At 40.0% G+C, this 25,923-nt stretch carries 20 protein-coding genes; 14 read left to right on the forward strand and 6 right to left on the reverse strand.

Annotated features, from left to right (window positions below; genetic code table 11):
* The coding region (locus tag GQR53_RS09250; RefSeq protein ID WP_165743749.1) for a prolyl oligopeptidase family serine peptidase at positions 1 to 2,293 on the reverse strand (2,293 nt) is incomplete at its 3' end.
* A gap of 166 nt (positions 2,294 to 2,459) precedes the next feature.
* On the opposite strand from GQR53_RS09250, the gene GQR53_RS09255 reads away from it, so the two are divergent.
* From GQR53_RS09255 to GQR53_RS09265, 3 genes are all read left to right on the forward strand, one after another.
* Positions 2,460 to 3,455, forward strand: a complete 996-nt coding sequence (locus GQR53_RS09255) for a LacI family DNA-binding transcriptional regulator (protein ID WP_165743750.1) — start codon at positions 2,460 to 2,462, stop codon at positions 3,453 to 3,455.
* On the forward strand, positions 3,452 to 4,681 hold the full coding sequence (locus tag GQR53_RS09260; protein ID WP_165743751.1) for a glycosyltransferase: 1,230 nt from the start codon (positions 3,452 to 3,454) through the stop codon (positions 4,679 to 4,681). Before GQR53_RS09255 ends, GQR53_RS09260 begins: the two co-directional genes overlap by 4 nt.
* A gap of 116 nt (positions 4,682 to 4,797) precedes the next feature.
* Positions 4,798 to 6,024, forward strand: a complete 1,227-nt coding sequence (locus tag GQR53_RS09265; protein WP_002960134.1) for a threonine/serine exporter family protein — start codon at positions 4,798 to 4,800, stop codon at positions 6,022 to 6,024.
* A gap of 977 nt (positions 6,025 to 7,001) precedes the next feature.
* Here GQR53_RS09265 and poxB read toward each other — a convergent pair.
* A complete protein-coding gene (poxB, locus tag GQR53_RS09270; RefSeq protein ID WP_165743752.1) occupies positions 7,002 to 8,726 on the reverse strand; it encodes a ubiquinone-dependent pyruvate dehydrogenase in 1,725 nt (574 codons plus the stop codon).
* A 315-nt stretch (positions 8,727 to 9,041) separates the two neighbouring features.
* Between poxB and GQR53_RS09275 the strand changes: the two genes are divergently transcribed.
* Together GQR53_RS09275 and GQR53_RS09280 are read left to right on the forward strand one after the other, a co-directional pair.
* Positions 9,042 to 10,697 (forward strand): RluA family pseudouridine synthase, encoded by a 1,656-nt coding sequence (locus GQR53_RS09275; protein ID WP_165743753.1) that lies wholly within the window; start codon positions 9,042 to 9,044, stop codon positions 10,695 to 10,697.
* 176 nt (positions 10,698 to 10,873) lie between these two features.
* Positions 10,874 to 12,793, forward strand: coding sequence for a GGDEF domain-containing protein (locus GQR53_RS09280; RefSeq protein ID WP_165743754.1), 1,920 nt, complete (start codon positions 10,874 to 10,876; stop codon positions 12,791 to 12,793).
* A gap of 36 nt (positions 12,794 to 12,829) precedes the next feature.
* Here GQR53_RS09280 and GQR53_RS09285 read toward each other — a convergent pair whose 3' ends face one another.
* The 3 genes from GQR53_RS09285 to GQR53_RS09295 are packed head-to-tail and all read right to left on the reverse strand — an operon-like array spanning position 12,830 to position 13,646.
* Positions 12,830 to 13,048 carry a DUF6500 family protein gene (locus GQR53_RS09285; protein ID WP_007377212.1) on the reverse strand — a complete coding sequence of 73 codons (219 nt, stop codon included), beginning with the start codon at positions 13,046 to 13,048 and terminating at the stop codon, positions 12,830 to 12,832.
* Positions 13,049 to 13,077: 29 nt separating this feature from the next.
* Positions 13,078 to 13,332, reverse strand: coding sequence for a hypothetical protein (locus tag GQR53_RS09290; RefSeq protein WP_165743755.1), 255 nt, complete (start codon positions 13,330 to 13,332; stop codon positions 13,078 to 13,080).
* 59 nt (positions 13,333 to 13,391) lie between these two features.
* Entirely contained in the window at positions 13,392 to 13,646 is a 255-nt protein-coding gene (locus tag GQR53_RS09295) for a hypothetical protein (protein WP_165743756.1), read from the reverse strand.
* Positions 13,647 to 13,992: 346 nt separating this feature from the next.
* On the opposite strand from GQR53_RS09295, the gene GQR53_RS09300 reads away from it, so the two are divergent.
* Positions 13,993 to 14,418, forward strand: coding sequence for a hemerythrin domain-containing protein (locus GQR53_RS09300; RefSeq protein WP_008134499.1), 426 nt, complete (start codon positions 13,993 to 13,995; stop codon positions 14,416 to 14,418).
* A 94-nt stretch (positions 14,419 to 14,512) separates the two neighbouring features.
* Here GQR53_RS09300 and GQR53_RS09305 read toward each other — a convergent pair whose 3' ends face one another.
* Positions 14,513 to 14,926 carry a hypothetical protein gene (locus tag GQR53_RS09305; RefSeq protein WP_002960120.1) on the reverse strand — a complete coding sequence of 138 codons (414 nt, stop codon included), beginning with the start codon at positions 14,924 to 14,926 and terminating at the stop codon, positions 14,513 to 14,515.
* A 417-nt stretch (positions 14,927 to 15,343) separates the two neighbouring features.
* On the opposite strand from GQR53_RS09305, the gene GQR53_RS09310 reads away from it, so the two are divergent.
* The 8 genes from GQR53_RS09310 to GQR53_RS09345 are packed head-to-tail and all read left to right on the forward strand — an operon-like array spanning position 15,344 to position 25,861.
* The gene (locus tag GQR53_RS09310; protein ID WP_165743757.1) at positions 15,344 to 17,704 is read left to right on the forward strand and encodes a TonB-dependent receptor; all 2,361 of its coding nucleotides are present in this window, start codon (positions 15,344 to 15,346) and stop codon (positions 17,702 to 17,704) included.
* 24 nt (positions 17,705 to 17,728) lie between these two features.
* On the forward strand, positions 17,729 to 19,882 hold the full coding sequence (locus GQR53_RS09315; protein ID WP_165743758.1) for a bifunctional TVP38/TMEM64 family protein/FAD-dependent oxidoreductase: 2,154 nt from the start codon (positions 17,729 to 17,731) through the stop codon (positions 19,880 to 19,882).
* Position 19,883: 1 nt separating this feature from the next.
* Entirely contained in the window at positions 19,884 to 20,702 is an 819-nt protein-coding gene (locus tag GQR53_RS09320) for a DUF547 domain-containing protein (RefSeq protein ID WP_165743759.1), read from the forward strand.
* On the forward strand, positions 20,689 to 21,987 hold the full coding sequence (locus GQR53_RS09325; protein ID WP_165743760.1) for an ABC transporter substrate-binding protein: 1,299 nt from the start codon (positions 20,689 to 20,691) through the stop codon (positions 21,985 to 21,987). Before GQR53_RS09320 ends, GQR53_RS09325 begins: the two co-directional genes overlap by 14 nt.
* Positions 21,984 to 23,738, forward strand: a complete 1,755-nt coding sequence (locus GQR53_RS09330) for an ABC transporter permease subunit (protein WP_165743761.1) — start codon at positions 21,984 to 21,986, stop codon at positions 23,736 to 23,738. Before GQR53_RS09325 ends, GQR53_RS09330 begins: the two co-directional genes overlap by 4 nt.
* A 39-nt stretch (positions 23,739 to 23,777) precedes the next feature.
* The gene (locus GQR53_RS09335; protein WP_010553632.1) at positions 23,778 to 24,416 is read left to right on the forward strand and encodes an ATP-binding cassette domain-containing protein; all 639 of its coding nucleotides are present in this window, start codon (positions 23,778 to 23,780) and stop codon (positions 24,414 to 24,416) included.
* Between the two features lie 16 nt (positions 24,417 to 24,432).
* Positions 24,433 to 25,077: a CDP-alcohol phosphatidyltransferase family protein gene (locus GQR53_RS09340; protein ID WP_165743762.1), complete on the forward strand. Its 645-nt coding sequence runs from the start codon at positions 24,433 to 24,435 to the stop codon at positions 25,075 to 25,077.
* Positions 25,070 to 25,861, forward strand: a complete 792-nt coding sequence (locus tag GQR53_RS09345; RefSeq protein ID WP_165743763.1) for a sterol desaturase family protein — start codon at positions 25,070 to 25,072, stop codon at positions 25,859 to 25,861. The genes GQR53_RS09340 and GQR53_RS09345 overlap by 8 nt, the downstream gene beginning before the upstream one ends.
* Positions 25,862 to 25,923: the final 62 nt, after the last annotated feature.

The following is a 25,923-nucleotide window of genomic DNA, read 5'->3' on the forward strand; positions in this document are numbered from 1 at the left end:
TACCTAAACCTTTTAGGGCTGCGTACATGCGCTCACTTTGCATTGGGAAGGTCCCTGAATTAGGATCTTCTTGACCGTGGATCATTAGCATTGGCTCGTTAATTTTTTCAGCATGGAAAAACGGCGACATATTAGCGTACACACTTTGTGCTTGCCAAAAATCACGCTCTTCTCCTTGAAAACCAAACGGCGTTAATGTGCGGTTATACGCACCACTGCGGGCAATACCTGTTTTAAATAAATCGCTATGAGCCAATAAGTTAGCCACCATAAATGCACCGTATGAGTGCCCTGCTATGGCAATTTTGTTTTTATCGGCAATACCTTTTTTAACTAATACATCAACAGCTGCTTGCGCACTTGATACTAACTGCTTTCTAAAGTTATCGTTTGGCTCGCTGCCATCAATACCCACTATTGGCATTTTAGGGTCGTCAAACACGGCAATCCCTTTAGCAAGGTAAGGCATTGGGCCCCAATAACCAATATAGGTAAATGCATAAGGCGATTCGCGTACTTGCGATGCAACGGCTTTATCTTTGTATTCAAGTGGGTAAGCCCACATAAGTACCGGTAACGGGCCTTGTGTTTTATCGTACCCTGGTGGTAAATAAAGCGTGCCCGAAAGCTCAACACCGTCGTCGCGTTTATAACGTAATTGCTCTTTAGTTACGCCTTTAAATGCAGGGTACGGATGCTCAAATGTCGTTAGTTGCGTTAACGTGTCGTTATCTAAATCACGTATAAAAAAGTTAGGTTGCTCAGTTTTAGATTCGCGAATAGTAATAAAGCGCTCACCTTCGTCATCAAGTAGTGAACGAACACGCTCATAGTATGGCGCTTGTGATTGCCATAAACGCTTGCTGCTATTTGTTTTAACATCGTACCTATCTAAAAACGGCACATTACCTTGCTCTGAAGCACCATTACCGCGCAGGTAAATATAACGCCCGCCTACAATTTTAATTACGTTTGCGCCTAAATCGTTGCGCTCGTAAATTGCATTCCCTGGGTCTTTATACGCATCGTTGTAACTACGCTCTGAAAATAGCACGCGGTTTCTGTCGGCATTTCGTGGTTGCACTATGTAAGTACGTACTTGGCGATCGCTAAAGCGCCAGTCTGTCAGCATGGCTACGTTTTCGTTGCCCCACTCCATTCCCGCATAACGGCGCTCTACTTTGGCAAATAATTTAGGCTCGCGTTTAAATGGTGCACGTAAGCTGAAAACATAATCATGATGCTCTACGTCGGTTTTCATGTCGCCGCCATCTTGCGCCTCGGCCCAAATAACTTCAGCGCCTTGATCGGCTCGCCATTCAAAATCACGGCGGCCAGTGCGTACACTGTCGTAACCTTGTGGAATATTATCGGCAAGTGGCTGCTTTGCCAGCTCTGCTAATGCATAGCCGCGCATACCCCATATTTGCCACGTGCTTGCAAAGCGGCTGTAAGGCACTTGATACGAAAACGGCTCATTAATACCGGCAACTAAAATATTGGTAGAATCAGGTGATACCGAAAACGATTTAAATAAAGAAGGGCTGCCTATTGCTTGAGTATTGCCATCAAGCGTTATGTAAGCCAATTGCCCTTGGCCGTAAAACTTAAACTGTGATTCATCAAACAGGCTGGTTAATAAATTTTGGTAAGTACGTGCTGGCGCTTTTTCGCCAGTACTTTGTTGAATAACAGGCACTACATTTTGGCTGTTATTTTCAAGCCTTGGTTTACCAAAATTAACAGCAAGATTTGCAACAATGGCGCTGCTATCTAGCAGCCATTTATATGACGATGCAGTTAGTACCGAATTTAACGCAGCACTAGTTAACTCTTTTGCTTGTTTGGTTTCAACGCTGTAAAGCCATAAGTTGGCTTGGGTTGGTTGCTCAACAACAAAGGCTAAATATTTACTATTAGATGACCATTTAGGTGAGCGGATAATGCCATTAGGTAAGTTATTAATACTAATAACCGACCCGCTTTGAACATGCTTTAGCTCCACAGCACTAAATTTGGCACTCACACGAGAGCGCGAAAAATTAGCGGGGTTTAGCTTAATACCAGCAAGCTTAAGCTCTTCTTTTGCAAGTTCATCAAGGGTTACTACACGTTTGCTTTCAAAAAGCGCTAGCCACTGGCCATCGCTCGATAAGTAACTAGTGGGTGCTAACTTAGCGTCAACCAATGCTGCAAGTTCGGGTGATGGGGTTTGATAGCCCTGCTCGGCGTAACTTGTTGGGACTAATGCCACACAACAAATAAAGGCAACTAACAGCCTAAAAGCGCTCATGTTTTTATCCTTTTGTTATTTTTTACTCTTATAGGCGTATATAAACACGTTTTGCTTTGTTCATAAAGTATTAAGGTAAGTTAAACACCTCTAAAAGATGACTTAATAGTGCTGATTAAGCTAAACTACAGCGCTATTTATTCACCACTGCGGTACTTAAAATACAATGCATAACAAAGCCAAATCAGTCACCATTTTTGATGTTGCAGAGCGTGCTGGTGTATCAAAATCAACCGTATCGTTGGTGCTTACCCAAAGCGATAAAGTGGGCAATAAAAGTAAACAAAAAATACTCAAAGCGATAGATGAGCTAGGGTACGTTTATAATCGTGATGCCGCTGCTATGCGCTCAAAACGCTCTAACTTAGTGGCCATAGTAATAAATGATTTAACTAACCCAGCTATGGCACACCTTGCTACCAGCTTACAACTTTTGTTAAACGACAATGGCTTACAAGCCATGATTGTAAGCTGTAATAATAGTCTTGAGCTACAAGCAAACGCAGTTAAAAACTTAAAAGAATACAACGCAGCTGCATTTCTTATTTGCCCCGTTGCTAATACTTGCCCCAAATGGCTTGATGCGCTCAGCGCGCAACACAAAGTAATTACCTTAATGAGTGAAGTGCCCTTTAGCGCAGCTCCGTGTGTATTACCCGACTATAAAAAAGCCAGCCACGTAGCCAGTATGCATTTACTCGCACAAGGCGTGACAAACATAGCATTTATAGGCAATGAACTTACTTTAAGTGATTCACAAGCACTGCAAAGTGGCTTTAATACCGCATGCGCGCAGCACAGCATTACACCATTAGCACCCATTGACTGCGCAGTAAACACAGTCCTTAGCGCTAAAAATGCATTTATAGAAGCATATAAACACAACCCCACATTAAACGCAGTGGTGTGTGCAAACGATATTATTGCTCAAGGTGTTATTGCCGCTATTAACTCATTAACTCATCACTCTATTAAAGTAGTGAGTTGCCACCACATTCCTAATAGCGCGGTTATAAATAATCACTTAACCACCGTAGCTATTAGTACAACTGATATAGCTAAGCGGTGCCTTTTAATACTGCAAGAGCTACAACAAAATACAGCCCCGCCAGTAAAAACACTGGTAAATGTAAACTTACAAATTAGAGATTCTAGCCAATGAAAAAAGTGCTGGTAATTGGCTACGTATGGCCAGAGCCAAATTCGTCTGCTGCGGGAACGCACATGATGTCGTTATTAAATGCATTTAGAGCGCAAAACTGGGACGTTGAATTTGCAACGCCCGCGCAGCGCACCGACCACATGGTAAACCTTGACGACTTTGGTATAACCAGCCAAAGCATTGCACTAAACTGCGACAGCTTTGACGAATACGTTAAAGCCTATAACCCAGATATAGTCATGTTTGACCGCTTTATGATGGAAGAACAATTTGGCTGGCGCGTCGATAAACATTGCCCAAATGCCGTTAAAATTCTCGATACCGAAGATTTACAATGTTTGCGTAACGCTCGTCACGAAGCGTTTAAAGGTGAGCGCGAGTTTACAACCAGCGATTTACACTCAGACATAGCAAAACGCGAAATTGCCGCTATTTTACGCTGCGACCTAAGCTTAATTATTTCAAGTTATGAAATGAGCCTGCTAAACAGCGTATTTAAAATAGAGCCAAGCTTATTACACCATTTACCATTTATGGTCGATTTAAGCTCATTACCTACAAGTACAAAAACGTTTGAGCAGCGCCAGCACTTTATGACCATAGGTAACTTTAGACACGCGCCAAACTGGGATGCTGTACTTTACTTACAAAAAATATGGCCACTTATTCGCAAGCAACTCCCAAAAGCAGAACTACATATTTATGGCTCTTACCCACCACCAAAAGCCACGGCACTAAATAACCCTAAAACAGGGTTTTTAATAAAAGGCTGGGCCGATAATGCGTTTGATGTAATGCAAAGCGCACGCGTATGTTTAGCACCACTGCGTTTTGGTGCAGGCATAAAAGGTAAATTGCTTGAAGCCATGATTATGCAAACACCCAGCGTTACCACTAATATTGGTGCAGAGGGCATGCATAACGATTTACCATGGCCTGGTAAAATAGCCAACACTGCCGACGATTTTGCCAATGCTGCTGTTGAAATGTACACCAATCAAAGTGACTTTGAACAAGCGCAGCAAAATGGCAACACGCTCCTTAATACGCTGTACAATAAAGTACAATTGAGCGCTGCGTTAATTCAAAAAGTCGATTCAATAAGTAGTGATTTAAACGCTCATCGCGAAAAAAACTTTACAGGCCAAATGCTCAAACATCATACAATGCGCAGCACTCAATACATGTCGCAATGGATAGCTGAAAAAAATAAAAAATTAGATTAAAAATGACTAGACACACACCAATTAGTGTTTAAAATCGCGCCCAACAAACGTGGGCAGTTTTAGCTGTATTGTCTATATTTTTAGCTTAGTTATCGCAATATTTGGTCCAAAAAGATTTGAAAACTGCAACCTTTACAGAAAAACGCAAATTTATCGTTAAATTGGGTAAAATGCTTCACAAGTATGGTACGCCTGCTTACCGCCTAGAAGCCCACCTAATGGAAGTGGCTACATATTTAGGACTTAAATCGTCGTTTGTTATGTCGCCAACTTCGGTAACGTTTGTTATTTGGACTGATGGCCACGAAGACGAGTACACCCATGTTGCGCGTGTAGACCCTGGCGATCACGATTTAGGCTCACTTGCCGACACCGACGATCTTGTAAACCAAATGCTTGACGACAAGCTAACTTTACAAGAAGTTGACGCCCAGCTAGATGCTATCTACGACATGCCAAACCCATACAATAAACTTGTTACGGGCGTTGCCTTTGCAACTTCTGGTGGTGCGTTTGCAATGTTAATGGGTACTAGCTGGACTGATGTTATTTGGTCATCGCTTCTTACTTTAGTTGTTTATTTGTTTGTGCTTTGGTCTGGGCGCTCAAAACGCGTAGCCCATATGCTTGAGCCATTGGTAGCCATAATATCGGCAATACTTGCGTGTGCAGTAAGTGTGTATATAACACCTGAAATAAACATACGCTTGGTGGTACTTTCAGCCATTATTGTATTTATACCCGGTTTAGCACTTGCGCTTGGCTTAGCAGAGCTTGCAGCGCGGCATTTAGTGTCGGGTACAGCACGAGTCATGGACTCGTTTATGCTGTTATTTAAACTCTATTTTGGCGGTTTTATTGGCATAGGCATTGGCTTTGCACTCTTTGGGCAAGCTGACTTTGTACAACCTGAACCATTACCAAAGTGGACAGCATGGCTGGCTATATTTTTACTTTGTAGCAGCTTAATCGTTATTTTTAGAACCAAACTTAAGCACGCTGTGTGGTCTATAGCATCAGGCTTTATAGCGTACGGCACCAGTATTGGCTCGGCTATGTACCTTGATTACACATTAGGTACGTTTGTGGGTGCTTTGTCGGTGGGTATTTTTAGTAACTTGTTTAACCGCGTTGCTAATGCGCCGGCCTCTATTGTGGCCATGCAAGGCTTGATTGTATTAGTACCAGGTAGCAAAACCTATATTGGCTTAAACTCACTCATTGAAGGCCAAGACTTTATATACGCAGAGCATATAGGCCAGCAAACGTTTTTAATATTTATGTCGCTTGTTGCAGGACTAATATTTGCAAACGTAGCCCTACCGCCTAAAAAGAGTTTGTAAGTGATACTAAGCACTCGCTTTACTTTAATTGAGTAAAGCGAGTAAAACGTTAAACTAAAAACAACTACTAAGTAGCAATTGAGGCCAATGCTAAGTGTTTTAGCTCATTACATTGCACTTGAGTCAAACTCAAAAACCTCATAGTGATTCCAACGTAAAAACAGTTCACCGCTTTCTAAATAACCTGAACTCTGGATAATAAATCTATCTCAAGCAGCTATTTTCAGCGCTAACTGCGTTGAATTTACTTGCAATAGGCCAGCTATTGACGCGTAAATTCGCCTTGTTTTCCACTAAAAATCTCTGGCTAGAGAAAATAAATTTAAATATCACTATGATTCAATATTTTAGTAAATCTCTTAACCAGAGTTCAGGTTAAATACAGATTTATGTCATCACTTGATGGATAGCAAGAATCATCCCAGTAATCACAAAAAACTAGCCAAGGTAGGGTAAGCGCTGTTTCTTAATCCCAGCAAATTGTTACTGTTTGCGAATCATTTACTAAGCCCTTTAACCATTGGCGTGTTAACTCACTCCCTTGTGTGGAGTCGAATCTTTTTGCTCCGACCGGAAAGTTAATAGGTGTAGTAGCAATTAATGCTCTTGCTTGATCTTCGTTCAACGGAATAAGTTTATTTAGTGTATCTTTAGAAAAATCACCATAGGATGAGCTAATCTAGCACCATGCTAAAGAAAAGTCTTCAATTTTAATCAACGCTCTATACCTACTTTTATAAACACGTAATTGACCTTATAGGTTATTACTATTACCTACTCTATACAAACTTCATGTTATTTTACTTTTAGTTCAACAAGTTACAAGAGAGCACTATGGTTTATTAATATTTAAGAAAGTATGTCAGACGTTTTTTACATTACGTGAAAGGTATACATTTTCAATAAGCAAATCATAGAGGACATTATTGCTTTATACTTCCCTATTGAGCAAAAGTACTCAATAGGGGAGTAACTAACTAGCGTGACCAGTTAGTTTTGGCAAGCTCTACAATCTCGTTACCTTTACCATTTATTAACGCCTTCATCATGTAAACACTAAAGCCTTTTGCTTGCTCTAATTTGATTTGCGGTGGCATTGAAAGCTCTTGTTTTGCAGTATCGACTTCTAAAACAACAGGTCCTGAGTGGTTCATCATCTCGTTCATTGCTGATGGTAATTTTTCATGGTCATCCACATGAATCCCTTTTAAGCCACAAGCCTGTGCAATGTTAGCAAAACTTGGGTTTTCTAAATCGGTATCGCTTGATAAAAACCCACTGGCTTTCATTTCCATAGCTACAAAACTAAGTGAGCGATTATTATAAACAACAATCTTTATTGGTAAATTAAGCTGCTTAAGTGAGATTAAATCCCCCATTAACATCGAAAAGCCACCATCACCACACATTGCAATTACTTGGCGATCTCTATCAACAGATTGAACCCCCATTGCCTGCGACATCGCATTTGCCATAGAGCCATGATTAAACGAGCCAATTAAGCGACGCTTACCATTCATTGATAAATAACGCGCAGCCCACACTGTTGGCGTACCTACGTCACAAGTAAAAACAGCATCGTCAGCTGCTTGCTCGTTGAGTAAACGTGTTAGGTATTGCGGGTGAATTAAATTTTGCGAGGTTTTGCCACTGGCAAGTTCATCAAGATCTTGTCGAGACTCTTTGTAGTTTTTAACACATTTTTGTAAGTGCGAACTTGTCCGTTCACCTTTAATATAATCAAGCAGTGTGGTCACTGAATTTTTAGTATCCCCTAACACGCCACAGTCAATTTGCACGTGTCGCCCGAGTGACGCAGCCTGATTATCAATTTGTAATATGGTGGTATTTTCGGGATAAAAAGCACGATAAGGAAAACTAGTACCAATCATTAATAACGTATCGGCTTCTTGCATTGCATGATAGCCCGATGCAAAGCCAATAAATCCGGTCATACCAACATCGTAAGGATTATCGTATTCAATAAATTCTTTACCGCGCATGGCATGCACTATCGGTGCTTGTAATTTTTCGGCTAGCGCAACAATTTCGTCGTGGGCATCCTTACAACCAGCACCACACAATAAGGTTACTTTTTTACTTTTATTAAGATGAGTCGCCATTGCTTCAATATCAGATAAAGCGGGGGTATACGTTGCTGGTTTTGGCACGTTCCATTTTGGCTTAATAGCATTAGGCATATCTTTTAATGCAATGTCGCCAGGTAGCACAAGTACACTCACGCCTTTATTTAATATTGCTTGTCGCATTGCTGTTTCTAGCAGGTACGGCATTTGCTCAGGGCTCGACACCATTTCACAATACACACTGCATTCTTTAAATAATTCTTGCGGATGGGTTTCTTGAAAATAACTACTGCCAATTTCAGATGAAGGAATATGTGCGGCAATTGCTAATACTGGTACATTATTGCGCTGACAATCAAATAAGCCATTAATTAAATGAAGGTTACCTGGCCCGCAAGAACCCGCACACACCGCAAGCTCGCCTGATAAATGGGCTTCGCCACCAGCTGCAAATGCGGCAACTTCTTCATGTCGCGTACCTAGCCATTCAATTGTTTCCATTTTTCGCAGACTTTCACTAATGCCGTTAAGTGAATCGCCAGTTACTCCCCAAATACGTTTTACGCCAGCTTGTTCGAGGGTTTTAGTGATAAAACTTGCGATATTTTGACTCATAATATAGAACTCCTAAATATTCAGTTATTCTGTAAATTGATTTTTCGTCTCTGATCTATCAGGTAAGTCGTCGTTTCGAAATGCGCTCAATTATTGAGAATCGATAAGCTTAAATATTTTGATAATGATAGATATATTACTACTGAGACTTTACTAACAAACGCCTAAGTCTGCTGCGCCCCATACTGATACATAAAACATGAATGTCCGCTTTAAAGTGTTTATGAATATGCGGGTGCGAGATTTTTAGTGGCTTAACTATGAATATGTTATTATGCGCTCAATTATTTTACTGAATGCTTTTCTCTTACTTCTATGCCAAATTCTGCTTCTTGCTTTACATTATTTTCTCAAAATATTGATGCTCTCGCGCTTCCTGAAAAGTTTACTTTCCCTTTTTATTACGAGCCGCAACCATTAGCTGTAGCAGCCACAAAACAATTACAGCAACAACTTGAAACGTTAACGCATTTAAAAGCAGAAAATGCAGGTAAAATGTTTGGGGTTTTAGTGGTGCAAAATGCTAAGCAACAATTAGGCTTTTTAAGCGCTTATTCGGGGCAAATTGAAGGTGATAAAGGCAATATTAGCTTTGTGCCGCCTGTTTCTAGTATGCAGCTGCAAGACGATACCTATTTGGCTCAAAGTAAAATAATTAACGATATTAATGCTCAAATTGAGCAATTAGAAAATAATGAACAACTGCTTGAAGTTAATAGCAAACTTGATGATGCAACACAAAGCTACCAGCAAGCACTATTAGCCCAACAGGCAGTAATGCAAGCCGGTCGTCAGCAACGTAAAATACAACGTACCGAAGGCGAATTAGAGCTTAGCGAAAGTGATTTTGAGCAGTTAAAAAATAAGCTTGCAGGGCAAAGTATCGTAGAAAAAAAGCAACTGCTGGCACTTAAAGCCTATTGGCAAAATATAATCGAGTCACTGCAGCAAACACACATCAATATTTCTGATGAAATTGCTCATTTAAAAAAGCGCCGTAAAACGCTTTCTAAAAGCTTACAAAAAAAGTTATTTGCGCAGTACCAATTTTTAAATGCAAATGGTGAAACTACAGACTTAAATGCCATATTCGCAGCATTACCTGAGCACACTCCTCCTTCGGGTGCTGGCGATTGTGCAGCGCCTAAATTATTACAATACGCCTATAAACATGACTTAAAGCCACTTGCTATGGCAGAGTTTTGGTGGGGAGCAGCACCTAAATCAGCAATTAGGCAGCATAAAAACTACTACCCTTCTTGTTACAGTAAATGCCAACCAATACTTGGGCACATGCTAAAGGGTTTAATGGTTGAAGATAACCCGCTACTTATCAACCCAGCTCAGGGTAAAGATTTAAGTATTGTTTATAAAGATGACGACTTACTTGTGGTAAATAAGCCCGCTGAGTTTTTATCAGTGCCTGGCGTTAATATTGATGACTCAGTTTATATGCGAATCAAAACGCAGTTTCCAGAGGCATCAGGCCCACTAATTGTACACAGATTAGATATGTCGACTTCTGGGTTATTGATGATTGCACTTAATAAACGCGTGCACAAAGCACTGCAAAAGCAGTTTATTGAACGCACCATAGATAAACGTTATGTCGCATTAGTTAATGGTAACGTAGCTGAGGATAGCGGAGTAATTGATTTACCCTTAGTGCTCGACTTTGATGATAAACCGCGCCAAATGGTGTGTTACACACACGGTAAGCCATCACTTACTACCTGGCAGGTTTTAGAGCGTAACAACAATATTACCCGATTACAGTTATACCCTAAAACAGGGCGAACTCATCAATTAAGAGTGCATTGTGCGCACAGCTTAGGTTTAAACATGCCAATTATAGGCGACACACATTACGGGCAAAAAGCCGAACGATTACATTTACATGCAGAATACTTAGCATTTACTCACCCTATTACGCTCGAGCGATTAGAGTTTGAAGTAGCCGCTGATTTTTAATAAAACCCATAACTACAGCGACTATATTATACAATGTGTTTGTTTTTATTAATTAAATTGATATCGTTTGTGGTCTTATTTTTTCAATGAGAAGTATAAAAACTGTTCAAACCCAAGTTTATTAAGCACTGTGAATAAGTATTTCAATAATAAAAATAAATCAGCAAAGGATTAACATGGCTAACAATACACAAATAAAGCTTTTAGGTAATACTTTATGGGCAAAGTATATTGTTCTTCTTTTATTTTTACTTTTTAGTAAACTTGCCTCTGCTAACGGCGATTCATTAAATGCAACTTCACATGCGCTAGACTTTGACACAACTCAAACTCTCATCAATAACATAAAACTAAATGAATTAGACTATCTTCAAAATGGAGACAAACTCACTCAAGCGTTTAAAATAAGCAAAGATCAAAATTGGGAAAAGCTTCATTTAGAAGCGGCCGCTTTGTATGCGGAGTTACTTTTTAGACAAGAAAAATACGCAGCGTTAAATACTCACTTATCCTATTACTTAAAGAACAAAGAGTTACCAAACCAAAAAAGTGTATATTTATTATTTCTCGAATCACAACTCAAGTCTCTAGCGAGGGATGCAAACCCAGCTCCAGCACACAAGCTAGCCACAAAATTAGAAGAGAGCCTGCAACAGCATTCATCTAAAGAAAAAATTATTATTTTACGAGCACTTGCTTACTATTACACCGATACAGACGCATTGAAAAAGACCCTAAATGTTGCACTAGAGGGGCTAGAATTAGCATTAAAAGATGACGACTCAGCATCTCAGGGATACTTTTTTAGAAAAATAGCCGATGCATATAATTATCTAAACGAAAAAGACAAAGCCATATATTATGCAAAAAAAGCGGTTGCGGCATATGAGCAAACACAAGACGGGCTTTTTACTGCAAAAGCATATTGGAGTTTAGGCAATATATTGCTCGAGATAAAAAAACCTAAAGATGCCTTAATATACCTAGACAAAGCATTGCTCTATTTTAAAAAAGCTAATATGCAAAAAGGCTTAACCTTTGCCCAATACTCAATTGCTAGCATTGAGTACTTACAAGCAAACTACGATAAAGCTTTAACTTTAACTAAAGAGAACATTGAGCTTGCTCGTTCTGCAGGTGTACACGACATGCAACTCGCATCGCTCATTTTGTTAGCTGACATATATATAAAACTAGATTTACTTGATCAAGCAAATGAAGCAAACGATGAGGTATTTTTAAACTTAGATAAATTCAGCCGCAGTATTTATAAAGCCGATTTTTTAAGTAAACGCTATGAGCTAAAGCGACGCCTTAACTACACTAACGAGGCTTTTGAAGCAATTGAACAAAAGCTCCTTTATACAAAAAAACACTACGAAGCTACCAGTGAAAGTAATATAAAAACACTACAGGTACAGTTTGAAGTAAAAGAAAAAGAAGAAAAAATACAGCAACTAGAGTACGAAAAAGACATTAGTGAACTACAAGCTAAAGAAGAGTACCAACAAAAAATAATTTGGCGACTCAGCGCTGCTATTGCGTTTATTTTAGTGATTGCTTCATTATTTTTATTTTATCGGCAAGCTCGACAACGTCAAAAATATCACGATATTTCATTAACAGATTATCTAACAAATAGCCCTAATCGCAGAGGAATAATGCGCGCAGCAGAAGCAAAGCTTGATGAAGGTAAAATGACGATAGCAATTGTTGACTTAGACTACTTTAAAAAAGTTAACGACCAATTTGGTCACGATGTTGGAGATTTAGTTCTTATTTCCTTTGCAAAGGCTGCAAAAGAAACACTAAGTGGTGATCATCAGTTTGGCCGCTACGGCGGCGAAGAATGGTTGTTTGCACTAAATTCGGTTGACGAACTAGCTATTCGAGATATATTTGACCAGCTAGCCACTAGGTTTACCGAGCATTGTAGTAATATAAAAGACCTTCCTAGTAATACAAAAATCACTTTTAGTGTGGGAGCCTCTGTAAGTAGCCCTTTAAAAAGCACACTAGATGTTCTTATTAAGCATGCAGATAAATTACTTTATAAAGCAAAAGAAAACGGCAGAAACCAAATCGTTGTTGATTAGATAAATACAGCTAAAAGTACTTGCTCAGTTAATTGACTAAAGTCCATCTAAAACCATCTGTTTAATTTTATGTGCTTTTACAAAATGATCTAATTTATGAGTGTGTATCCACCAAGTAGCGGCCTCCATAAGTAGCTCTGGGTCGTCGTTTTTATTGGCAAAAAATGCATAAAAAGAAAGCCCTACATTTTCGCCTTTAGCTGCTATTTTTTTATCGCACACAGTAATTATTTTTGCTCTTAGTTCTTCCCTCATACATACCTTATTTAATTATACTTTTACTATTAAAATACGCCATTTAAAAAGCTAACGATTAGCTGTAAAAGGCTTCTATCAACCAAGCCATGATTCTCAAGCTCTTTATTAGGCGTATTTACTTTTGCAGCTTTGCATTCATTATCTAATGTCTCATTTTTACGTGTATCGGTTTCGTATGCAATATCTGCTTGTTCCATACATTTTGCCGAGCCTGCGTAAGGCTGCGCCGCACAAGCGCTTAGTAATAAAAAAAGTGAAATTGCTATCAATAATTGCTTCATAAATAATCCTATTTTTACGCAACTTATTTACTTTAAATTACAGCTGCAAGTTAGCCTATTTACTTTTCTACCACCATTACAAAAAATTCAAAAAAGAACGTACCGATGGCATCAAAAAAAGTGTTATTTTTTTCATCCTTTTTAATTTGTGCGCTAATGCATTGATTGTAAACCTGTGAGCTTGTTTGAGCGCCATTTCGATCAACCATTTCAGCCTCTTCAATGCATAAGTTAGAGTCAGAACGCGGGGCTGTACTACATGCACTCAGTAAAGCGCACAGTAGTAATGCGGCGACGGGGCTTTTTATGTTCATCCTTAAACTATCCTATTAAGTTAACGTGCTACCTGCATTTATACCGATTGATGTTATATGTGGGAGTAACATATAGGTTGTACCTAAATAACGCTGTTACTTTATCACTGCAATAAAATAAACAACCAGTAAATATTTGTAAGGTTCTGTAGGAATTTATACTCACTTTTATAATTGAACTACGCAAAAGCCTGAAATTATTGCATTCATATCACTGTAAAATTTACAGTGATCGCAGCCAAAGAATAAAAAATTAAATTAAATTTATTAAAATACAATAACTTAATATTTGGCATTTAGTTTGCTAGTTAATGATATAAGCAAATAAATTGTAAAAGGACTAGTTATGAATATTTTTGAAGCACTACGTCATGACCATGACAAACAACGAGAATTGGTAGATGCGCTTATTCAAACACACGGCGACACAGAGCAGCGCCACACGCTAATGGATGAGCTAAAAACAGAATTAGAAAATCACGCAAAATTTGAAGAACGTTACTTTTATAACCCACTTATGTTTGATGACTTAACTCATGAAAAAGCGCGCCACAGCGTAGCTGAACATCACGAAATTGATGAATTAATTGAACAACTTGAAGATACCGAAATGAGCTCGTCAGCATGGTTAGTTGCAGCTAAAAAGCTACACCATTTGGTACATCATCATTTAAGTGAAGAAGAACACGAAGTGTTTCAATTAGCGGGTAAAGCACTTACCGAAGGGCAAAAAGAGAGCCTTGCTGAGCAATACAACGACGCAATGCATTAGTTGCATAACATGCAAACCTACTTCCACACACTCCCTGTGTACTTATTGGTTATAAGCCCTATGGCTTATAACCAATTTTTTTGCATGTACTTTATTACTTTACAGTAAATTTCACGTCTTGGTCGCGTAATAAGTAAAGTGCAAAACACGCAGCCCACATTGGCCATGCAGTAAAGAATAATAAGTTATTAAAGCCATCTATGTACTGGTTGTACGAAGAAAGTGTAGATAAACCATGCATTACAAAAATGATACCGTACGTTATACGCTTTTTAATACCTGCTAAAAATGCTAAAACAAGCACTAACTGCACCGCACCAATAATGTAAGCCACTATATCTGTAGAGCCACTAATACCGTAAAAATGTTCAAAAATACGTGCGCTATGCCCAGGATTAACAAACTTATCGAATGTCCACATAACCATTACAATAAACACGCCTAAACGCAAAGATAAAAGTGACCACTGCAAACGGTTTTGCACATCAGAATTCATTGAACCTGTCATAAAATTTCCTTAAATGAATATTAATAAACGTAGAAGTAAGCTAGACCGTATAAGTTATTTTTATTTCAAAAATTTTTAATTAAATTCATTAGTTAAGCCATGCTGTACTAAAAGTGAAGCTTATTTAAGTAATTTAAAAATGCTGCATAAAAGTTAACTCTTTTAAAATGTTAGCAGGTTGAAAGTAGTCTATAATTAATAAATCCTATTAAAAGCAAACATTTACATTCACTCTAATACAATCGCCCTATTAATATTTTATCGACTAATAAAACAATAGTACTTAATTACCAACTTTGTAATGCATCTGTTTTGTTATGTTCTAAAAAACAAAAAGAATCAAAATTTTACTGAAAGTTATTTTTAATCCTTTCGGTCTTTATCGCCAACAACATTTTAACCGTAGAGAGAAAACGTTTGAAACACGCATATTTAGCACTTTCCCTAGCCACCATATTAAATACACCACTTAATGCTTTTGCAGCCGAAGAATCAAAATCAGCAAAAGAAGGCGCAATTGAGCGTATTGAGGTGGCAAGCCAAGTTATTAAATCTCAAGGTCTTTCGGTTAAAAATGCCACTGTAGACGGCCCTTTTGGCGACAACTTAGCTCTACGAGATATAGCTCGTTCAGTAACACCAATTTCAAGCGAGTTAATAGAACAACTCAATATTACGACTTTACAAGATGTACTTGCAGTAAGCCCTAATACCTATTCAGCCAGTGGTTTTGGGGCACCAAGTTTACCTACTATTCGTGGGCAACTAGGTGAGCTTTTCCAAGATGGTACACGCCGCCAAGCAGGTAATAATGGCTTTGGCGTGCCGTTATCGTTCAACTCTATAGAACAAATAGATGTAGTAAAAGGCGCGCCACCGGTATTATTTGGCTCAAGCCAACGCAACGGTGGTTTTGTAAACTTACATTCTAAAAAAGCATCAACTGACGACAGTAAAGGCAAAGCAACGGTATCTGCAGGACGATGGGATCAGTACAGCGTTTTAGTTGATTACAGTGCACCTATAGTAAAAGACAAAGTAGGTTTTAGAGTAAGCGCTGAACACATTGATAACGGCAGTTACTACGACTTTTCGGGCACGAAAAGCGACAGCCTATTTGCAGCACTTAAGGTGTTACCTGATGACAAGAGCAGCTGGGATATTAACTTTGAGTTATACCAAGTTGAATTTACCGATAACGCAGGTATTAACCGCCCTACTCAAGCCTTAATTGATGATGGCCTTTATATTACCGGCCAAGGCGTGCAAGCCAATGGCAGTTCAGTTCCAACGGCAGGTTCTATTGTTTCACCTACTGGGCAAGTAAAAATAGACCGTAGTACAGTACTTACCGACCCTGACAATCAAAACGAAGCCACTACTTATTTACTACACAGCATTTATAAGCGTGAACTTTCAAACAATGCATCTATAAAAAATATTACGTATTTTCAGCACTTACAACGCGAAGAAATTGCACAAAATAGCTTTGTTGAAATTATAGATGGTGCCGATACCGCGCAAAACCGTACCGAACTGACTTACCAATGGAGCAACGAACAGCAAACAATTTTTGCTTTTGATGTGCGTTACAACCGCGTGCTAGGCTACAGCCAATTTACAACAGAAGCCGACTTACCTATTGATTTAACTGGCCCAATTTCAAATCGCCGCATTCCTTTAACTGATGCACAACAAGCACGCTTTGTTGAACTTCGCCCAGGTGTATTTGTATCGCCGGGTGGTCAGTACGATATTAATAACGACGGCAGTGGCGACTTTAACTTATCAGACACTACCGATTCGCGCTCATGGCAAACGGGTTTTGCTATTCAGCAAGATTCTGATTGGACTAATAAGTTTCATACAAGTGTTGGCTACCGCGTTGATTTTTATGACGTAGAAGCAAACGACCCAATAGCACCTGTAGGGCAAATTGCCGCCAGCGACAGCATTAACGACACTTTGCATTCAGGGCAAGTAAGTTTTAATTACCGACTCAGCGATGATTACACCACTTATGGCGCAGCAAGTTACAACGAAGCCACATCAAATAGCATGGCTGGCGGCACTACACTTGGTGGCGACAATACCATTAGTGCACAAAATTTTGCCACCGAAAATACCCTAGTTGAATTTGGTTTAAAATATGCACCAACCAATAGCGATTGGTACGCTGATGGCGCAATATTTAGTCAACGCCGTAGTTTACGTAACCGCGATGGCAGTAATACCGGTATTCGCACCACAGGTTTTGAAAGCCAAGTATTTTACGATGCCTACCCGTACTGGTTAAGCGCAGGTTATAGCTACATTGACGCCCGCTACGATAATTCTGCAAGTAGTCAAGATTCTGCCCAAGTAGCCGATGCATTTGACAACTCACGCCCTGATATTATTGCAGGCACCAGTGTGGGCGCTCCTAGTTTTACCGCATTTGCGCCTTCAAGTAGCCAAGTTCAAGGCATTCCAGAGCAATCTTTTAGCTTTAACGGAAATTATTCAATTAATTCGAAATGGCAAACGGGTTTTTCAGGTCTATATACAAAGAGTTACCCATTAGACTTTTTGGCAACCGTACATATTCGCGATCAGTACACATTAAACGTAAATACTAGCTATGCTTTTACGCCTAGCACCAAGTTACGCTTAGATGTAAACAACGTTACCAATCAAAAAAATTGGCGCCCTGTATTTGAAGGCGGTTATTTTGGTGCAACCTTGGCTTTTCCTGAATTACCAATAAACGCCAAGCTGACGCTTACGCATAATTTTTAAAGACAAGTTTGAAAGAGAGAGAACATGATTAAAAAAATACTTTTGTTATTAATTGCAGCGGTCGCCATCGGCCTGTTCTTTCATTTTGATTTGCACCAACTACTTACGCTTGAGGGCTTAAAAGGCTCGATGGATCAGTTTAGCCAATATAAAGCGCAATCTCCGCTATTAATAATTGGCGGATTCTTTTTATTGTATGTGGTGGTTACTGCATTGTCTTTACCGGGCGCGGCTATTTTAACACTGGCAGCGGGTGCTTTATTTGGCTTAGTTGAAGGCTTATTGGTTGCATCGTTTGCATCAACCATAGGTGCTACATTGGCCTTTTTAGTATCACGTTACTTATTGCGCGACACCATTAAAAAGCGATTTCCTGATCGTTTAGCAGCCATTGATGCAGGCGTTGAAAAAGAAGGCGGCTTTTACTTATTTACGTTGCGTTTAGTGCCGGTGTTTCCGTTCTTTTTAATCAACTTGTTAATGGGCGTAACAGCCATCAAGTCATGGACTTTTTACTGGGTAAGCCAAGTGGGTATGCTAGCCGGTACATTTGTATTTGTTAATGCAGGTACGCAGCTTGCTCAAATAGAGAGTTTATCGGGCATTTTATCGTTGGACTTAATTTTATCATTCGCTTTATTGGGCGTATTCCCATTTATTGCTAAAGGGATCTTAAACGTGTTTAAAAAACGTCGTGTATACAAAAACTATACTAAACCTAAAAGCTTCGACCGTAACATGATTGTTATTGGCGCAGGCGCAGGTGGTTTGGTAACAAGTTATATAGCCGCTGCTGTTAAAGCAAAAGTAACCCTTATTGAAGCGGGCGAAATGGGCGGTGACTGTTTAAACTATGGTTGTGTTCCAAGTAAAGCAGTCATTAAAAGCGCTAAAATTGCAGAACAAATTCGCCATGGTGAAAACTACGGCCTAGAAAATGCGACACCGCAGTTTTCGTTCAAAAAAGTAATGGCACGTGTACATAAAGTTATTGCCGATGTAGCACCGCACGACAGCGTTGAGCGTTACACCAACCTAGGCGTAGATGTTGTAAAAGGTTACGGTAAATTAATCGACCCGTGGACTGTAGAAATTAAACTTAACGACGGTGGCACGCAAACACTCACCGCTCGTACTATTGTTATTGCCACTGGCGCACGCCCGTTTGTACCGTCACTACCTGGTATTGAAGAAACAGGCTATGTAACAAGCGATACATTGTGGAATAAATTTGCAGAGCTAGATGAGGCACCTAAAAAACTTGTAGTACTTGGTGGTGGTCCAATTGGTAGCGAATTAGCACAAAGCTTTGCACGTTTAGGTTCAAGCGTTACGCAAATTGAAATGGCGGAGCGCATCATGATCAAAGAAGATCTTGAAGTGTCTACTTTTGCTCACGAAGCGTTAACCGAAAGTGGCGTTAATATTTTAACATCGCACCAAGCACTAAGCTGTGAAGCTCGCGATGGTAAAAAATATATTGTTGTTAAACATAACGACAAAGAAATAGATATTGAATACGACGAGCTATTATGTGCCGTTGGTAGAAGTGCACGCCTTAAAGGTTACGGTCTTGAAGAGCTAGGCATTGAAACAAACCGCACAGTAGTAACTAACGAATACCTAGAAACACTGTACCCTAATATTTTTGCAGCGGGTGATATTGTAGGTCCATACCAATTTACACATGTGGCAGCTCATCAGGGTTGGTACGCAGCGGTAAATGGCTTATTTGGTCACCTTAAAAAGTTTAAAGTAGATTACCGTGTTATTCCGTGGACTACGTTTATTGACCCAGAAGTAGCACGTGTTGGCTTAAACGAGCAAGACGCAAAAGACAAAGGCATAGATTACGAAATTACTCGCTTTGAATTTGAAGAGCTAGACCGTGCAATTACCGACAGCGCTACAAAAGGCTTTATTAAAGTGATTACACCCAAAGGCAAAGACAAAATATTGGGCGTTACCGTGGTATCTGAACACGCTGGCGATTTAATTGCTGAGTTTGTACTGGCAATGAAACACGGCTTAGGTCTTAACAAAATACTCGGTACTATACACAGCTACCCTACTTGGGCTGAAGGAAACAAATACGCAGCAGGTGAGTGGAAACGCGCTCATGCACCTGAAAAAGTGCTTAACTTGCTTGAAAAATACCACACATGGCGCAGAGGCTAATATGTTTAAAACACCTCTAAAAGCATTGCTACTTGGTTCGGCTTTAGTTGTAACATCGTTTGCAACATCATTTTCGACCCAAGCCCAAAACATGCACGATAGCTGGAATGCATTATTAAATAAGCATGTTGTCGCTATTAATCATAATCACAGTACTGAGGTTGATTACGCTGCTATAAAACGTGAGCATGCACAGCTAAAAACGTATTTAGATTCGTTAACGGCTGTAACGCAAAGCGAATTTGACGCATGGGAAAAGCCTAAGCAACTCGCTTTTTTAATCAATGCTTATAATGCGTGGACTGTTGAACTTATATTGACTAAGTACCCTGATATTAAGTCAATTAAAGACTTAGGGAGCTTTTTTAGCTCACCATGGAGTAAAGAGTTTGTGCCATTACTTGGCAAAACTCGCAGCCTTGATGATATAGAGCATGGTTTAATACGTGGCAGCGGTAGATACAACGACCCACGTATTCACTTTGCAGTAAATTGCGCGAGTATTGGTTGCCCAGCGCTTCGAGAAGAAGCCTATACAGCCACTGATTTAGTGAGCCAATTGCAAGAGCAAACAGTGCGCTTTTTATCAGATATGACACGCAATATGGCTCAAGAAAATACGCTAAGCGTGTCTTCAATATTTAAGTGGTACGGCGATGATTTTGAAAAAGGTTTTAGAGGTGCAGACACGCTACTGCAGTTTTTTTTGCAATATAGCGATGCACTTAAACTAGTACCCGCTCAGCAAAAAGCGCTTAGAAATAATGACATGAAAGTAAAATTTTTAGACTACAGCTGGGATTTAAATGTACGCCAGTAAGTTTTGGCAAACAGCTACGCGATACAGTGTTTACTGTGTCGCGTTTTGCGTTTGCTTAATAACAAGCTTAAGTACTTTTGCTAATAACAGCGCCCATAATATGAGTAAAGAACTACTCACTCGCTGGGAAAATATTGAAACGCTTGGTAATAACCAAAGCGTGTACTTTTATGCCTGGGGCGGCGACGCGCAAATAAATGCCTATATTCAATGGGCTGCCCAGCAAGTTAAAACTAAATATAATATTAACTTAGTGCATGTAAAGCTCAGCGACACCAGCGAAGCAGTAAGCCGTGTGTTGGCCGAAAAATCAGCACATAATAATGACCAAGGCAGTGTTGATCTGGTATGGATAAACGGCGCTAACTTTGCCACTATGAGCGAGCACGCATTGTTGTTAAAACAGTGGGCAAATAAACTGCCACACTTTGCATACACAGATCCCGCTAATAACCCTGCAGTTAATTTTGACTTTGGCATACCCACAAACGGTATGGAAGCACCGTGGGGGCAAGCATCGCTCACCTTTTATTACGACAGCCTTGCAATAAATGAACAAACAAACAATAAACTCCCTACTACATTAAACGAATTATTAAACTGGAGCACACAAAACCCGGGGCGCTTTAGCTACCCAAAGCCGCCTGATTTTTTAGGGATGAGCTTTTTAAAATACGCCTTAGTAATACTGCATCAGCAAAGCAGCGAAAATATTAAAGCGCAGTTAAACCAAGCGGCTACCGCTAACAACACAGCACAAGTATTAACCCCATTGTGGAACTTTTTAAATAAGCTACACCCTACGCTTTGGCGTGGTGGCACGCACTTTATGCAAAGTGGCGCGCAAATGCGCCGTTTAGTAGACGATACCGAGCTAAGTATTGCCTTTACCTTTTCAGCACCCGAAGTGCCCGCAGCCGTTAAACGCTACGATTTACCAAAAAGCATTCGCAGCTATGCAATGGCTGATGGCAGTTTAAGTAATACTCACTTTGTGGCTATTCCTTACAATGCAAGCCACCCGCAAAGTGCGCAATTAGTCGCTAACTTTTTATTAAGCCCAGAGGCGCAAGCTCAAAAGCAAAAAGCGCATATATGGGGCGATAAAAGCGTACTTATTCAATCAAGGCTAACGCCTGATCAGCAAGCCTTGTTTAAAACAGCTAAACCGCACCCAAGCGCACTGCCTTTTAACAGTATTAAGCGCACATTGAGCGAGCCACACCCAAGCTGGGTAAATGCCATAATGCAAGGCTGGCAAACTCGCTATGGGGTAAGCCAATGAATGTTGTTAGCAATAAAGTGGCGACAAGCCATGGGCCTCACGCCCGTAAAAGCCATGATATGTTTAGTAAAATAGTAAAATTAAGCCCACGCTTTTTACTCGTTTTACTTATTTTACCCGTACTTGGCGGCTTAATTAGTGTGTTACTACCCGCCTTTGGTTATGCCCCTGCACTTGATCAAACTACATTTGGCTTGCAAGGCTTTACCATGCTTTGGCAAACACCCGGCCTAGTAAATATGGCTATGCTAAGTATTGGCACCGGTTTAATAAGTACCTTACTTGCTTTTATTATTACTTTGATGATTTTAGCCGCTTTTTTTAACAGCCCTTGGCTTAACCGCATTCAGCGTTTACTGAGCCCTATTTTAGTGATCCCACACGCTGCAGCGGCTATTGCGGTAGGTTTTTTAATTGCCCCTTCAGGCATGATTTCGCGAATTATATCGCCTTGGTTAAGCGGGTGGGAACTTGCACCAAACGGCCTATTTCCGCATGACTCATTCGGCATTAGTATAATTTTAGGGTTAACGCTTAAAGAACTGCCATTTTTGTTATTAATGGCACTAGGCGTACTGGCGCAGCCTGAGCTTGGCAAAAAATTACGCCAGCAACATAAAGTTGCGCTTAATTTGGGTTACTGCCCCATGACCGCCTTTTTTAAAGTAATACTCCCTAGCCTTTACCCACTGCTGCGTTTACCTATTTTAGCTGTGCTCGCTTATGCCAGCGCCAGTGTAGAAATGCCACTTATTTTAGGCCCAAATACACCGCCAACATTAGCGGTAGCTATTATGCATTGGTTTAACGATGTCGATTTAAACTTACGTATTAAAGCCTCAGCCGGTGCTTTGCTACAACTGGCACTCACGGGTGGGCTACTTGCGCTTTGGCTTGGCGGCGAAAAAGCGATAAAAGTATTATTTAGCGATTCACTCACTAACGGAGTGCGCGAATACGGCGGATTTTATTGGCAAAAGCTAACGGTAATACTCACTACTTTAGTGATCGGTTTTATTTTACTCTCGCTAATTGCCCTTATTTTGTGGTCGGTTGCCGGCTTTTGGCGCTTTCCCGATGCACTCCCTGAGCAATTTACACTACTGCATTTTAACAGTGCATTAATGCAAATGAGCAACCCGCTTTTTAATACCCTAGCTATTGGTTTAGTAACAACGGTATTTGCCATTACGGTTACTTTATTGTGTTTAGAGTCGGAGCAGTTAAGCGACAAACCCATCTCTCGCTTTACCAGTTTAATTATTTACTTACCGCTATTAGTACCCAGTATTGCCTTTTTGTTTGGCCTAGTATGGATACAACAATGGGTAAATAACCAAGCCGCGTTTTTTAATGTGGTGTTTACCCATTTACTGTTTGTTTTGCCTTACGTATTTTTGTCACTCGCGAGCATTTATAGGCGGTTAGACTCTCGCTTTGCGCGCGTTGCAGCAAGTTTGGGCGCAGCGCCTAGCAAAGTGTTTTTTAAGGTGAAATTACCGCAGTTATTTGCACCTATTTTAATTGCAGCCGCATTGGGGTTAGCGATCAGTTTTGGCCAATACTTACCAACTCTTTTAGCCGGTGGCGGGCGTATAGCCACCATAACAACCGAAGCCGTTACCCTGGCAAATGGCGCAAGTAGGCGCACTAGTGCCGTATACGCTATTATGCAAATGGCACTCCCGCTTATTGGATTTATACTGGCATGGGTTTTACCTAAGTACTTTTTTAAAAGTGCACGAGTGTAAAGTACCTATATTAAACAGTATTGAGTTAAAGGTTTTTTAATGCAGTCATCTTTACAGATTAAAAATTGTCAGCTTTATCGCCAAAATGAGCGACTACTTAGCTTAAACGAGCAAGTTAATGGCGGTGAAATTCTAACAATTATGGGCCCATCGGGCAGTGGTAAATCAAGCTTATTAAATTGGCTTACAGGTACTTTACCCAGTGGCTTTAAAGCCACTGGAGAGGTGTGGCTTAACGGTAAAAATATAAATGATTTACCCACGCATTTACGCCATATTGGCGTACTGTATCAAGACGCTTTATTGTTTTCGCACTTAAGTGTGACGGGTAATATTGCTTTTGCTATGCCCAAAGGGGATAAAAAACAACGCATTGAAAAAATAGCACACGCACTTGAGCAAGTTGGTTTAAAAGGAATGGCCAATCGCCATCCCGATAGCTTGTCGGGCGGCCAACAAGCACGCGTTGCGCTATTACGACTGTTATTAAGTGAGCCAAAAGCTATTTTACTCGATGAGCCTTTTAGTAAGCTCGACACGCAACTGCGCGTTGATACACGTGAACTGGTGTTTAGCCAAATACGCCAACATAAACTGCCTGCCATTATGGTAACGCACGATCATAGCGATTACGACGCTGCAAACGGTAAACTTTTCACCTTAAATACTGTACTTTAAGCGCACAAGGCACCCTATGTTAGATAAATTTATCACCCCTGTAATAAAACCACTGTTAAAGCCTGTGGTAATGCTGATACATAAATGCGGCATAACACCCGATCAGCTAACAGTATTTGGCTTTTTAATTGGCTTGCTCGCTGTGCCATTACTTGCTTTTGAAATGTGGTACGGCGCATTAGCTGCCATTGCTTTAAATCGCATTTTAGATGGGCTTGACGGCGCACTAGCACGCCATGCTAATTTAAGTTCAAGCGCCGGCGGCTTTTTAGATATTACACTCGACTTTTTATTTTACGCGGCTATTCCGCTTGGCTTTATTTTGGCAAACCCTGAGCAAAACTCGATAGCAGGATCGTTATTACTTGTAACTTTTATTGGTACAGGCTCAAGCTTTTTAGCCTTTGCCATAGCCGCCGAAAAATTTAAACTCGAAAAACCGCAATTTAAATACAAAAGCTTTTACTACTTAAACGGCTTAACCGAAGGCACAGAAACCATAGCGCTGTTTATTGCCTTTTGTATTTGGCCGCAGCACTTTGCCATAATGGCGAGTATTTTTGCCACTGCGTGCGCTATTACTATTTTTACACGTATACATGGTGGTTATAACACGTTAAAACTCCAAGAAGCTGATGAGGTTACACAAGCCAATGAGTAATGAAATTTGGTGGCGTTTAGGGTTCTTTTTTTGCATTTTGGTTATTATGATGCTGCTAGAATGGCAAAAGCCTGCTCGCCAAGCACCTATTAAAAGCAGTACACGTTGGTTTGCTAATTTTGGTTTAGTGTTTGCTTCATCAGTTATTGCGCGCTTAGTGGCCCCTATTGGGTTAACCGCTATCGCACTTTACACTCAAGAGCACGGCATTGGCTTATTTAATCAAATAGCCCTACCAAGCAGTTTAATTATTATATTGAGCATACTTTTACTCGATATATTAATTTATTGGCAGCATAGATTATTTCATCAGGTGCCTATTTTATGGCGTTTGCACCGTGTACACCACGCCGATGCACATGTAGATACCAGTACGGGCTTGCGCTTTCACCCTATCGAAATTGTACTGAGCATACTAATAAAACTCATTGCAGTAACTGCTCTTGGCGTACCTGCTATTGCGGTACTTATTTTTGAAATAGCACTTAATGGTTTAGCACTATTTAATCATGCAAATATACGCCTACCTAATGCCATTGAAAAACCACTGCGTTTAATATTAATGACGCAAATATTGCATCGAATTCACCATAGCCAAGTAGTTAATGAAACTAACTCAAACTATGGTTTTAGTGTAATTTGGTGGGATAAATTATTTGGTAGCTACAAAAGTGAAGCAAAAAAAGCAGATTACGACATCGATATTGGTTTAAAAGAATACCCAAACCAAAAACAAAACGCCTCCCTTTGGGGATTACTCGTTATGCCATTTAAAAACAAATAACTGATAATATTTGTAACCGGCTTGCCTAAAAAAAAGCCAGTTTTTAGAGGTTTAATAATGCA

Source organism: Pseudoalteromonas sp. Z9A6 (assembly GCF_011378805.1).
Classification (GTDB): domain Bacteria; phylum Pseudomonadota; class Gammaproteobacteria; order Enterobacterales; family Alteromonadaceae; genus Pseudoalteromonas; species Pseudoalteromonas distincta.

Coding starts and splice junctions, on each gene's coding strand:
- GQR53_RS09255 (WP_165743750.1), top strand. CDS start 2,460: ATGCATAACAAAGCCAAATCAGTCACCATTTTTGATGTTGCAGAGCGT.
- GQR53_RS09260 (WP_165743751.1), top strand. CDS start 3,452: ATGAAAAAAGTGCTGGTAATTGGCTACGTATGGCCAGAGCCAAATTCG.
- poxB (WP_165743752.1), bottom strand. CDS start 8,726: ATGAGTCAAAATATCGCAAGTTTTATCACTAAAACCCTCGAACAAGCT.
- GQR53_RS09275 (WP_165743753.1), top strand. CDS start 9,042: ATGCCAAATTCTGCTTCTTGCTTTACATTATTTTCTCAAAATATTGAT.
- GQR53_RS09280 (WP_165743754.1), top strand. CDS start 10,874: ATGGCTAACAATACACAAATAAAGCTTTTAGGTAATACTTTATGGGCA.
- GQR53_RS09285 (WP_007377212.1), bottom strand. CDS start 13,048: ATGAGGGAAGAACTAAGAGCAAAAATAATTACTGTGTGCGATAAAAAA.
- GQR53_RS09290 (WP_165743755.1), bottom strand. CDS start 13,332: ATGAAGCAATTATTGATAGCAATTTCACTTTTTTTATTACTAAGCGCT.
- GQR53_RS09295 (WP_165743756.1), bottom strand. CDS start 13,646: ATGAACATAAAAAGCCCCGTCGCCGCATTACTACTGTGCGCTTTACTG.
- GQR53_RS09300 (WP_008134499.1), top strand. CDS start 13,993: ATGAATATTTTTGAAGCACTACGTCATGACCATGACAAACAACGAGAA.
- GQR53_RS09305 (WP_002960120.1), bottom strand. CDS start 14,926: ATGACAGGTTCAATGAATTCTGATGTGCAAAACCGTTTGCAGTGGTCA.
- GQR53_RS09315 (WP_165743758.1), top strand. CDS start 17,729: ATGATTAAAAAAATACTTTTGTTATTAATTGCAGCGGTCGCCATCGGC.
- GQR53_RS09320 (WP_165743759.1), top strand. CDS start 19,884: ATGTTTAAAACACCTCTAAAAGCATTGCTACTTGGTTCGGCTTTAGTT.
- GQR53_RS09325 (WP_165743760.1), top strand. CDS start 20,689: ATGTACGCCAGTAAGTTTTGGCAAACAGCTACGCGATACAGTGTTTAC.
- GQR53_RS09330 (WP_165743761.1), top strand. CDS start 21,984: ATGAATGTTGTTAGCAATAAAGTGGCGACAAGCCATGGGCCTCACGCC.
- GQR53_RS09335 (WP_010553632.1), top strand. CDS start 23,778: ATGCAGTCATCTTTACAGATTAAAAATTGTCAGCTTTATCGCCAAAAT.
- GQR53_RS09340 (WP_165743762.1), top strand. CDS start 24,433: ATGTTAGATAAATTTATCACCCCTGTAATAAAACCACTGTTAAAGCCT.
- GQR53_RS09345 (WP_165743763.1), top strand. CDS start 25,070: ATGAGTAATGAAATTTGGTGGCGTTTAGGGTTCTTTTTTTGCATTTTG.